8 protein-coding genes, 2 CRISPR repeat arrays and 1 other annotated feature are annotated in these 12,085 nt (G+C 48.8%); all 8 genes read left to right on the top strand.

Annotated elements, in window-relative coordinates:
• Window positions 1-75: 75 nt before the first annotated feature.
• Window positions 76-1,047: direct repeats of the CRISPR family, unit length 32 nt; unit sequence GTCGCACCTTACGCAGGTGCGTGGATTGAAAT.
• Between the two features lie 121 nt (window positions 1,048-1,168).
• Window positions 1,169-1,429: a binding site (T-box leader), on the top strand.
• An 84-nt stretch (window positions 1,430-1,513) separates the two neighbouring features.
• The gene (locus tag BN3279_RS11300) at window positions 1,514-3,178 is read left to right on the top strand and encodes a 2-isopropylmalate synthase (protein WP_059050902.1); all 1,665 of its coding nucleotides are present in this window, start codon (window positions 1,514-1,516) and stop codon (window positions 3,176-3,178) included.
• Window positions 3,179-3,406: 228 nt separating this feature from the next.
• Window positions 3,407-3,835: direct repeats of the CRISPR family, unit length 32 nt; unit sequence GTCGCACCTTATGCAGGTGCGTGGATTGAAAT.
• 212 nt (window positions 3,836-4,047) lie between these two features.
• Window positions 4,048-4,659 (top strand): TetR/AcrR family transcriptional regulator, encoded by a 612-nt coding sequence (locus BN3279_RS11305; protein WP_082673043.1) that lies wholly within the window; start codon window positions 4,048-4,050, stop codon window positions 4,657-4,659.
• Between the two features lie 41 nt (window positions 4,660-4,700).
• Window positions 4,701-6,008: an alpha/beta hydrolase gene (locus BN3279_RS11310; protein ID WP_232436828.1), complete on the top strand. Its 1,308-nt coding sequence runs from the start codon at window positions 4,701-4,703 to the stop codon at window positions 6,006-6,008.
• 61 nt (window positions 6,009-6,069) lie between these two features.
• Window positions 6,070-6,744, top strand: a complete 675-nt coding sequence (locus tag BN3279_RS11315; protein ID WP_059050904.1) for a response regulator transcription factor — start codon at window positions 6,070-6,072, stop codon at window positions 6,742-6,744.
• Window positions 6,741-8,549 (top strand): sensor histidine kinase, encoded by a 1,809-nt coding sequence (locus BN3279_RS11320; protein ID WP_059050905.1) that lies wholly within the window; start codon window positions 6,741-6,743, stop codon window positions 8,547-8,549. The genes BN3279_RS11315 and BN3279_RS11320 overlap by 4 nt, the downstream gene beginning before the upstream one ends.
• A gap of 295 nt (window positions 8,550-8,844) precedes the next feature.
• On the top strand, window positions 8,845-9,486 hold the full coding sequence (locus BN3279_RS11325; protein WP_187377783.1) for a GDSL-type esterase/lipase family protein: 642 nt from the start codon (window positions 8,845-8,847) through the stop codon (window positions 9,484-9,486).
• Between the two features lie 26 nt (window positions 9,487-9,512).
• A complete protein-coding gene (locus BN3279_RS11330; RefSeq protein WP_059050909.1) occupies window positions 9,513-10,919 on the top strand; it encodes an MBOAT family O-acyltransferase in 1,407 nt (468 codons plus the stop codon).
• A gap of 12 nt (window positions 10,920-10,931) precedes the next feature.
• A complete protein-coding gene (locus BN3279_RS11335) occupies window positions 10,932-12,077 on the top strand; it encodes a DHHW family protein (protein WP_059050911.1) in 1,146 nt (381 codons plus the stop codon).
• Window positions 12,078-12,085 lie beyond the last annotated feature (8 nt).

Here is a 12,085-nt window from a genome sequence, read left to right on the forward strand (position 1 = left end):
AGCCATTTTTTAATTAATTAGGGCTATAAATGGCTAATTAAGCAGTGTAATACCCTTTTTATGTTAAAAATCGGAGTCGCACCTTACGCAGGTGCGTGGATTGAAATCATCTACATTATTCGCGGCAAACAGAAATTTGAACGTCGCACCTTACGCAGGTGCGTGGATTGAAATAAATCATGTGTTACCTGCCCTGGTCGCGTGGACCTGGTCGCACCTTACGCAGGTGCGTGGATTGAAATTGGCATGATGATCTGATCCAGCACATTAGATGCGTGTCGCACCTTACGCAGGTGCGTGGATTGAAATAGAGTGGTACATATACGAATTGCGCCCGGCACTTAGTCGCACCTTACGCAGGTGCGTGGATTGAAATTTTTGCCGCTCTCTTGACGATCCGTATGACCCCAGTCGCACCTTACGCAGGTGCGTGGATTGAAATTTGATGGGCATAGTTATTGTGTAATTTTGCCATTGTCGCACCTTACGCAGGTGCGTGGATTGAAATTGTAGGAGAATTTTTAGAGTTTGCGGTAAGGATCGTCGCACCTTACGCAGGTGCGTGGATTGAAATCCGTAAGCACTCAGGGTGGCAGCAGGGGTGTGTATAGTCGCACCTTACGCAGGTGCGTGGATTGAAATGCACCGGAATCCTGCATCATACAGTGCTTTGTTCAGTCGCACCTTACGCAGGTGCGTGGATTGAAATTGAGAGGTGCTTAACTCGCCCACAGACGTCACAACGGTCGCACCTTACGCAGGTGCGTGGATTGAAATTTGTATATAGATCAGCTCCCTTTACAGCACTAGGGCGTCGCACCTTACGCAGGTGCGTGGATTGAAATAAAAATAAATCAAAGTGAGGTTTTGCAAATAGTTAGTCGCACCTTACGCAGGTGCGTGGATTGAAATCCATCTTTGGCTTTGGCAGGCTTAATGTTTTGGATGTCGCACCTTACGCAGGTGCGTGGATTGAAATCATGGCTCGAATGATGGTCGAACATCGAAGTGGACCGTCGCACCTTACGCAGGTGCGTGGTCTAAAGTTGATAAGTTCACCACTGAGCTGACCCTTGTCTGCCACACCACCAGCCAAGCCCCTCTGTACATGCCCTGCATGTTTTCACTTGACATCTGGCCCGGGGTGCTATAAGATTTCAGTTAATATTTCAATACGTTGAAGAGGAATAGTAAGACCTTCTGAACGACCAGAGAGCTGCTGGGTGGTGCGAAGCAGCCGTGACGAGAGTCTGAACTCACCTTGGAGTGGCTTGCTGAACATACCAAGTAGGTGGAGCCGGTAACCTGACCGTTATATCGGGAGGGCATGAGAGCTGATTCATCAGACGCTCATGTCTATTGAGAGCATGCCAACTGGCATGAATGTGGAGTGGTACCGCGTAGGACGTCAAAGTCCTTCGTCTCTGTTGTTAGCAGAGATGAAGGGCTTTTTTTGCATGCTGTCGACATTTGTCAATTAGGATTGGAACCATGAAGGAGAGGAAGGATACTTATGCGAAATGCCGAAAAATACACTCGAGGTTATTTCATGCCACCGGAGACCAGCTTAAACTGGACGCGCAAGGAATATATCACAGAGCCGCCAATCTGGTGTAGCGTGGATCTTCGTGACGGGAATCAGGCACTGGTGGTGCCGATGAACCTGGAGGAGAAGCTGGAATATTTTCAAATGCTGGTGAAGCTCGGCTTCAAGGAGATTGAGGTTGGATTTCCCGCAGCTTCGGAGACGGAATTCGCGTTCTTGCGCACATTGATTGAGCGGGACCTGATTCCAGACGATGTGACCATTCAGGTACTCACCCAGTCGAGAGAGCATATTATCCGGAAAACCTTCGAATCGTTGAAGGGGGCCAAAAAAGCCGTAGTCCATCTCTACAACTCCACCTCGGTGGCGCAGCGGGAGCAGGTATTCCGCAAGTCGAAAGAAGAGATCATCAACATTGCCGTGACCGGAGCTAAATTGCTTAAGGAGTGCGCTGAAAGTACGGAGGGGAATTTCCAGTTCCAATATTCGCCGGAAAGCTTTACGGGTACGGAAATTGAGTTCGCCTTGGAGATTTGTAATCGCGTGCTGGAGGAATGGCAGCCGACGGCGGGTCATCCGGTCATTATCAACCTGCCAGCCACGGTATCGATGTCGATGCCTCATGTTTACGCCAGCCAAATTGAGTACATGAGTGAGCACCTGAGCTTCCGGGAGCACGTCATCTTATCGCTTCATCCCCATAATGACCGGGGAACGGGCGTAGCCGATGCGGAATTGGGCATGTTAGCCGGCGCTCAAAGGGTAGAAGGAACCTTGTTCGGGAACGGGGAAAGAACCGGGAACGTGGACATTGTCACGCTGGCTTTGAACATGTACTCCCATGGGGTTGATCCCAAGTTGTCTCTTGAGCATCTTCCTGAAATCATTGCCGTCTACGAGCGGTTGACGAAGATGAACGTAAGCGAGAGACACCCGTATGGCGGGGAGTTGGTATTTACCGCATTTTCCGGTTCGCATCAGGATGCGATTGCCAAGGGAATGCAATGGCGCGAGGACAAGAAGACGTCCCATTGGTCCGTGCCGTATCTGCCGATCGATCCCAAAGATATTGGCCGCCAATACGAGGGCGATATTATCCGCATTAACAGCCAGTCGGGCAAAGGCGGCATCGGTTATGTGCTGCAACAGAAATACGGGCTCGATCTTCCAGCGAAAATGCGTGAGCATTTCGGTTACTTCGTGAAGAACGTATCCGACCAACAGCAGAAGGAACTGCTGCCGGATGATATTTACGACCTGTTTATCAGCGAATACGTCAACATCAAGACGCCGATTGAATTCATCAAATACCGCTCCAAGGACGATGAGAATTTCGAGACCATTGTGACGATTGGGAGCCAAAAAGAGGGCGTCAGGGAGATTACGGGCAGTGGAAACGGTAGACTTGACTCGATCAGTAATGCTTTGCAAACGTATCTTGGCATAACCTATACCGACCTGATATACACCGAACATGCGTTGGAAACGGGCTCCAAATCCCAAGCTGTCTCCTATATCGGAGTGACTGCGGCGGATGGGCAAATCCATTGGGGCTGCGGTATCGACGTCGATATCATGACTTCCTCGGTAAAAGCACTTTTCAGTGCCATTAACCAAATGATTGCCAAGTAGCAGTAATAAACCGGTTGGATTAAGGCGATAGTTTGATGGCTATTGCGTAAAAAAAGCAGCGGTGCGAACCCCAAGCTCACATGAAATCCCTGGGAGATTCGCACCGCGCGCCCCACAAGGGCTCCCGGGTTTTTGGTCATTTTCCGCTCGAATTTTAGAGCCTCATTTTCGAGGTTCGCACTTTAGGTCCTCTGAACCCTTGCTACGCCTGGGCTCATTTGTGCCGCTGTCGCACCTTATGCAGGTGCGTGGATTGAAATATTTTCGCGCTGGGCGCTGGATTCTTACGCACCAGTCGCACCTTATGCAGGTGCGTGGATTGAAATTGCTGGAAGGCATCAGGATCGTCTTTGTCAGTCGTCGCACCTTATGCAGGTGCGTGGATTGAAATATTTTATTGCTGACGCTATCCAGCGATTTAGATGTCGCACCTTATGCAGGTGCGTGGATTGAAATATGGGTTAACTGATCCTCCGTGTTATAGGTAACGAGTCGCACCTTATGCAGGTGCGTGGATTGAAATAAGGCTTTCGCTATCGTAACGGCTGTACCCAGCCCGTCGCACCTTATGCAGGTGCGTGGATTGAAATCGACATATCCGTGTAGCTGCCATTGATTCCAAAGCGTCGCACCTTATGCAGGTGCGTGGATTGAAATCAGATATCTGATTGAGCTGGCCGGTCGCACCTCCCACAAGTGAAAAAAACTTAAAGACATACCCCCATATTAAGAATCTAGCCCCCATCTAACTCCGATGGGGGCTATTTGTCATTCACGCCCAATCCATAGCAAAACCATCAAATTTGCAATAATAATATGTTATTGTTATATTGATAATGTATTAACAAATAAACAAGAGGTGATTAACGATGGCTCAACAGGCTTTTCTTAATTTAGATAAGGAAAAACAGGATGAACTGATGAATAAGGCCATGCGTCTTTTTGTAGATCATAAGTACGAAGACATCACGATCAAGCAGCTTCTTGAAGCATTGTCGCTGTATCCGGCAACCTTTTACCGGTATTTCAAAGATAAGGATGATCTTTATCATCACTTGTTAGTGAGCTTGGCGGAGAAAAGAAAGGCGTTTTTAGAAAAAGATGGTCAAGAGTACGTATTTGAGCTTACGGGTTATGACAAAACGGCTGAGCCTTTAAGTGAATTGGAGCTTAAGTTTGCAAAGACCGTAATGCATTTGCCTATGGATGTCCTGCTGCACTTATACCTGGATCTGTTCAAGGACGAGTCCATTGCCGTATTCAAGAACAGTTTGCGCAATTTAAGGTACGACGGCAAGCTCCGGCCCGACATTGACGACGACTTGATCTCCTATATTTACGCCACGGTGCAGTTCAATCTGATCTTATTTTACAGGGAGGCTGGCATTGAGGACGAAGATCTGCAAGTCAAGATTCGCAAGTATTTTGATAAATTCTTCCTTCATGGGTTAATTAAAGATTCTGAATTTGAAGAAGAGTGAGCCAAGTCAACAAGATTGAATAACATCAATGGAGGGAAATTATGAATAAAACACTAACAGCGATTTTGGCAGCGATTCTCACACTGACGATGCTTTCCGCTTGCGGCCCAACTAGCAATCATTCGGCAAAGGAAGACCTGCCTAAGCCGGAAAACAATAGCGGCAATTCCACGATTACCGAGCCACCACCGACAGAAGATAGCAAGACTTCTACAACGGCATATAAGGAATTTCCTAAACCGATTGGCAATTATACCGTCGGGCGTACACAGATGGACTTCAAGTACACCGCATCTGATCATTCCGAAAGAGAACTGACGGCATTATTTTTCTATCCATCGGATAGTGATGAAGGCAAGCCCACGGCAGAGTATGCATTTCCAGAGTTTCATTCCCTGAGAAATGAGCTTCTGGCTAAATTAGGGGCACCGACGGGGGAGCCGCTTTTTGACTCCGACTTCAAGACATGGACCTATGAAGATCTCACTCTGTCCAAGAAGGAACAGCAATATCCGGTGTTATTCTTTGTCCACGGCGCGGGTGCTTATCCGCAGCAAGGTACTTTATTTGCTCAAGACCTGGCCAGCTCCGGCTATATTGTGGTGTCCATCGGACATGCGGAAAGTGGTGTGTACAAGCTTAAGGATGGACGAACTATGGCAATGACGGAACAATTCATGACCGAATTAACGAAATACGGCATGGAGGCAGCCACTCTGACTCCACCTGAGATTGTGACCAACAAGCTTGGGGAAGAAGCAGCCATGGAGATTTCCCGCAAATTAACTTCGGCCCCTGAAGCGACCAAGTTCTCCAAGTATGCCGTATTACAGAGCGAGGATGTCAGTTATGTAGCAGATCATTTGTATAAAATGAATGCCGGTGAACTAGACTCTGAGTTTGAGGGCAGATTGCAGCTTGACATCGGTATGGGGGTGTTTGGACATTCCTTTGGAGGAACTACAGCAGCCATTGTTAGCCGTGATGATGAACGATTCGTCGGTGCTGTGAATCTGGACGGCAATATGGTGGGTGCTCTGGATAGCGACCTTAAGAAACCGTACATGCAGCTTGGCACCGTGCTTGCTCATAATACGAATGCTTTCTTGCTGGAAACGAATAGCGACGATACTTACTTTGCCATTATTGATGATGTCATTCATGGGGATTTCTCCGACTCTATGTTCACTACTACCAATCAAGCCACGCGAGGAACCCGGGACGCTATGGAGCAGCGCGACATTATTACCTCATATACCAAGGCATTTTTTGATCGATACCTGTTGAAGCAGGAAGCGGACATTGAAAGTCTTACTTTTGACGGTGTAGAAATGATTAAGAAGCCTTAGTTGAGTAACAACTCATAACCGTGCTACTATGGGTCTTAACTCAAGGTTATGGGGGATTCAAATGTCAAAGACAATCTTGATTGTGGAAGACCAGCAGGTGTTAAGGGAAATCACCAAGGAATATTTAGTGGATGAAGGCTATCAGGTGCTGGAGGCCGGCGACGGCAAAGAGGCGTTAGCTTTGTTCCAGGAACATGAAGTCGCCTTGATTATCCTTGATATTATGCTGCCAGAATTGGATGGGTGGTCAGTATGCCGCCGGATTCGCAAGACGTCCAATGTTCCGATTCTGATGTTAACCTCCCGATCGGATGAAGATGATACCCTACTAGGTTTTGAATTGGGGGCCGATGATTATGTGGTCAAGCCCTGTAGTCCGCCGATTTTGTTGGCACGGGCGAAGCGTCTACTGGAGGGTCCACAACGCCATCATTCGCGGGAAACGTTGTATGGAGGCGCAATAGCGCTACATCTGCCTTCAAGAAGTGTCACGGTGAACGGTTCACCTTGTAATCTCACGCATACTGAGTTTGAAATTTTGGCTTGCTTGTTGGGCAGCAAGGGGACAATTTTCACCAGGGAACAGCTCATCACCAGGATTTGGGGTTATGACTACATTGGTGACGATCGGACGCTCAGCAGCCATATTCGTAATCTTCGTTCCAAGCTCGGAGCGCATGCCGATCAGATTGTGACGGTCATCCGTTCAGGTTATAAATTTGAGGAACACGCATGAGGAAAAGTATTGTTATTAAATTGTTTTTGCTCATCGTCAGTTTGTCCGTCTTTCTTCTTGCCAGTTTGTTTGTGGGTCAGGTTTTGTTCTTTGAACGATTTTATATTCATCAGAAAGTCTCCAGCGTTCAATCGGCACTAAACGCCGTATCTACTGAATCATGGGAAGCGACCGGGGATGATTATGCAGCCGAACAACAGTTTTATCAAAATCATAATACGTGGGTCGCTCGCTTGGACGCTTCGGGGTATCTTTCCGATACTCGTAACTTTGCAGCCGAGGTGAAGCTGGAGGATGTAGCGGAAGTGCCCACTCTTTCGGGGAAAACGCTGACGATTCCGCTGTACACTGTGATGGATGTCGAACAATTCAGGGAGGACCATCCCCTGCGGGAAGAGGTTTTTGTTCAGCCTGGGGAGGACATTGCTATAGAAGGACTCCTGATCAATAATCAGTTCGTTCCGCAGCGAATGGCGCGTAAGGCCTCTAGCCTGAGGGATGAGAATCATCTGGAGAATACTCCCTTCGTGCAGAAGGAATATGAAGTCGTTCCCCGCTTTGCAAATACCATGGAATATCGCGAGCGTTATCCGAGTATTCTTGTGTACGGAACAGTAACCAAGCTGCGAACACCTCAGGGAGTAGAGGAATCCCGCTACACCAATCATTTGTTTTTGGAGCAAATGAAGACATTTCAAGCCAATCTGCTCTATGGGGACAAGCCTGAGAAGGACCAAGCCGTCATCGATTATGTGGGGAACAACGTTCCTTATAAAATTTTTGTGAATCGACAGACCGACAGCACCGGAACTCCATACTACTTGTTTGCCATGACCTCCCTACAGCCTGTAGATGAGGCCGAGGGCGTCATGCGTCAGTATTTCCTTTATATTGCATTAGGTGCATTGTTGCTGGTAGCCTTGGTCTCCTTCTTCTATGCCAAGCGCATTGCCCGTCCATTGCTTCAAGTCAATGAAGTTACCCGGCAAATGGCGAGTCTCAATTTTGCTACTCAGATTCCGGTGACAACGGAGGATGAGATCGGTCAGCTATCACAGAATATCAATGAGCTATCGCGTATGCTGGACGATCACATTCACCGACTGGAGCAGGATATTGAACAGGAAAGGCAATTGGAGCAGACCAGAAAAGCATTCATTGCGGATGTTTCTCATGAGTTAAAAACACCACTCAGCATTATGGAGAGCTGCCTGTACATTATTCAAGACAAGCCGGATAGCGGGAAGCGGGAGCATTACTTCTCTGCCATGAAGGAAGAGGTTCACAAGATGAGCCTGCTGGTGAACGATATGCTGGAGCTGGCCAAATACGAATCGGGCGCCTATCGCATGGAGACAACCGTCTTTCGTCTGGATGATCTGCTGGAACGAGTTTGTGCCAAGCAGGCCTTCGACATCAACAGCAAGCAACTGAATTTGCATATGGATTTTGCTCCCATCGAGGTTGTTGCTAACGCTCAGCGTATTGAACAAGTGCTGGTCAACCTTCTCACCAATGCGGTGCGATACACGCCCGAGGGTGAAAGCATCTATATCAGGATGAAGGAGAATCCGCAAACAGTCCTTGTCACGGTCGAAAACCAGGGTACCCATATCCCTGAGGAGCAACTGGACAAAATCTGGGATCGCTTCTATCGAGTCGAGCAGTCTCGTCACCGCTCAACCGGCGGCACCGGACTGGGCCTGGCAATCTGTCAGCAAATCCTCAAGCTGCATGGTGCACCTTACGGAGTGACCAATACCGAGCAGGGCGTACAGTTTTATTTTGAGCTAGAGCGAGCGTAGAACTTATGGTTCTGCGCTTTTTTTATTTCATCTGCAACTGATCTGCACATGAACTGCATATCCCTCCTGTACTATTCCTCTTGTAGAGGTTGTTCAAAAAGTCGTCTTCCCAGGACGAAGCTGTTCGAGAAATAGATTCGACATCGAATCTTGAATTCACCCGGGCCTTCCGGTGCTCACGTACCCACTACGTACGCTCCGCTCCTCAGTCCCTAGCTTCATTCAACCTTCTCGGTCCTGAAAACCCGACTTTTTGAACACACATTAAAAAGATCAACGAAAGGGGATAGAAGAGATGAAGAGATTAGGAATACTGCTGATTGCCATGGCTTTAGTGATGGGGGCTTGTGGAAGACAGGACAACGGAGGACCAGCCAACACGGGGCAAGCAGAGCTTCCCTTGGACTACAAAGCACAGTATGGGACAAGCGTGTTCCTGGGCGATTCCATCACGGAAGGGCTGAGCTATCATGATGTATTGAACGAGGAAAATGTACTGGCCGGTGCGGGAAAAACAGCAGAATTCACCATGATGGAGGACGATGTTGACCAGTTGATTGCCCGCAAGCCCGAGCATGTCTATATTCATCTAGGCTCCACAGATATTCTCTGGCCTACCGATGATCCGATAGCCCATTCAATGACCCATTATGGGCGCTTGATTGATGCTATTCAAGACGGGCTGCCGGAAGCAAGCATTTCTCTACTATCGGTGCTGCCGGTCACGGTCGAAGCGGAGGAGCAAGAGCCGCGTTATGCCACGATCGGAGAGTATAATGAAGGGCTTCAGGCACTTGCCGAGAAGCAGCAGGTTCAATATGTCGATTTGACCCCGCTGGTTGCGGAACACACCGATTTGTATGACACGGATGGCATTCATTTTCAGGCTGCGTTTTATCCGCTTCTGCTTGACTATTTGAGCGCTCCTTCCCAATGAAGCCCAGATCATAGGAGGGGAGAACGATGGTTTTCAGCAGCTTGATTTTTCTGTTTCAATTTTTGCCGATGGTTCTGCTGGTCTACTACATTTCGCCCAAGCGGCTGAGAAATGCAGTGCTGCTGGCAGCCAGTCTTGTTTTCTATGCGTGGGGAGAGCCGCTTTATATCTTGCTCATGGTGTTCTCTACGGTGTTCGATTATGCCAACGGACTGCTGATTGAGCGGTTCAGACCTCGACGGCGGGTAGCCAAGACGGTCCTATTGATTTCCTTAGCCGGAAATTTGGGGATTCTCGGTTTTTATAAATACGCCGGATTTGTCATTGATAACCTGAACGGATTATTCCAGCTACATCTGCAAGCCGCCGATCTCCCGCTACCTATTGGCCTGTCGTTCTACACGTTCCAAACGATGTCCTATGTTATTGATGTCTACCGGGGCAAGGTGCAGCCACAGCGAAATTTGATCGCCTTCGGTACCTATGTAACAATGTTCCCTCAACTGGTAGCAGGTCCTATTGTCAAGTATGGCGATATTGCACGGCAACTGGTCTCGCGTAACCTCACGCTGAAGCGCTTTGGTAAAGGTGCGGAATTGTTTATTCGCGGCTTAGCCAAAAAGATGCTGCTAGCCAACAACCTGGGCCTGTTATGGACTAGCGTGAAGACGACGCCCGCGGAAGAGATGAGTATGCTGGGGGCCTGGTTGGGAATCGCTGCGTTCACTTTGCAAATTTATTTTGATTTCAGTGGCTACTCAGACATGGCGCGAGGCTTGGCTAAAATGCTGGGGTTTAATATGAAAATTAATTTTAATTACCCTTATATTTCTCGCAGTGTGACCGAATTTTGGCGACGTTGGCATATCTCGCTAGGCTCCTGGTTCCGCGAATACGTCTATATTCCCCTCGGCGGGAACAGGACCGGAATCGGCAAGCAGCTTCGGAACTTACTCATCGTCTGGTTCATGACGGGCTTATGGCATGGGGCCAGTTGGAATTTTATAGCGTGGGGGCTGTTTTTCGGAGGTCTGGTCACGCTGGAGAAGCTCTTTTTGCTAAAGTGGCTAAAATATGTCCCGCGTCTGGGACAACACATATATTTACTTTTGGCTGTTGCCATCGGTTGGGTGTTATTTGAATTCGAGCAGATGGATATGGCCTGGATATTTGTAAAAAGTATGTTTGGCGGGGCTGCGAACGGGTGGGCGAACTTTCAGGCGCTTTATGATTTATCAGCGTATGCCCTGATACTGGCGTTGTCTGCACTGTGTGCTACACCACTCCCACGTCTATGGCTACTGCGCTGGACCTTCAGACGACGTCTGGTCTCTGTGACGGTCCTGCCGCTGCTGTATCTGGTGGCGCTAATCCTGTCTACGGCTTATCTCGTCGCCCAAACCTACAACCCATTTTTATATTTCCGATTCTAAGGGGGAAGCTCGATGAGACGCAGGGTTAACTCAACCTACCTGATTGGCCTGTTGTTACTGCTTTATATTGGCGGGGTGGCCTTGGCGACGATGCTGACACCTGAAAAGACTTTTTCGGAGACCGAGAACCGAGTGCTGGAGGGACGGCCAAGCTTCTCGCTGCGCGTGCTGCTATCGGGGCAGTTTACGGCCGATTACGAGCGTTACATGTCGGACCAGGTGGCTTTTCGCAATCTCTGGGTGGGCATGAAGACCGACTTAGACCGTGCCTTGGGCAAGCAGGAGAGTCAGGGTGTTTTTCTTGGCAAGGATGGATACTTGCTAGAGCAGTACATCTCTCCCTCTGCTACACAACTGGCAGAGCGGGGGCAGGCGATGGTGGCTTTGGACCAAGCTACGCCGGATTTGCATAAAGTGCTAATGCTTGTGCCAACTGCCGCTGCGCTGTACCCCGACAAGCTTCCCGCACATGCTCCAGTGGGCGACCAACTTGCGGATGTGGAGCAGTTGAAGACGTTACTGCCTGATGGCATCCAGTTTGCCGATGCTTATTCGGCCTTGTATCCGAACCGAAGCCAGCCTATCTACTATAAGACGGACCATCATTGGACCACGAAGGGGGCCTATTACGCTTACCGCGAGCTGGCTGGACACCTGGGAATCGTTCCTCAGGAGGAGGATTCGTTCCGTATTCACTTGGCGACGAAGGAATTTTATGGCTCCCTTTATTCCAAAAGTGGGTATCGCCACCTCTCGCCAGACTCAATCGGGCTTTATCTTCCCCGGGAGCAAGAGTCCATCAAGGTATCGTATGAAGAGGAACGCCGGGTTACGGACTCGCTGTATGCAGAGAACAGGCTGGATGAAAAAGATAAATACGCTGTTTTTCTAGATGGCAATCATGTCTTGATTCGAATAGTGACAGGGGGGCCACCTGAGAAAAAGCTATTAGTCGTAAAGGACTCTTACGCCAATAGTTTGATTCCCTTCCTCACTGAGCATTATGGAGAAATCGACGTGGTGGACCTTCGTTACTTTACGGACTCGCTGCTAGATTTGATACGTGAGCGTGGGTTCCAGGACATGGTGATCCTTTACAATATCAAGACTTTCGTTGAAGACCCATCGATTCTGAACGTAGTGGAGGAAATATTGTGATGCCTGGT

Origin of the sequence: Paenibacillus senegalimassiliensis (assembly GCF_001486585.1) — a bacterium.
Lineage (GTDB): Bacteria > Bacillota > Bacilli > Paenibacillales > Paenibacillaceae > Fontibacillus > Fontibacillus senegalimassiliensis.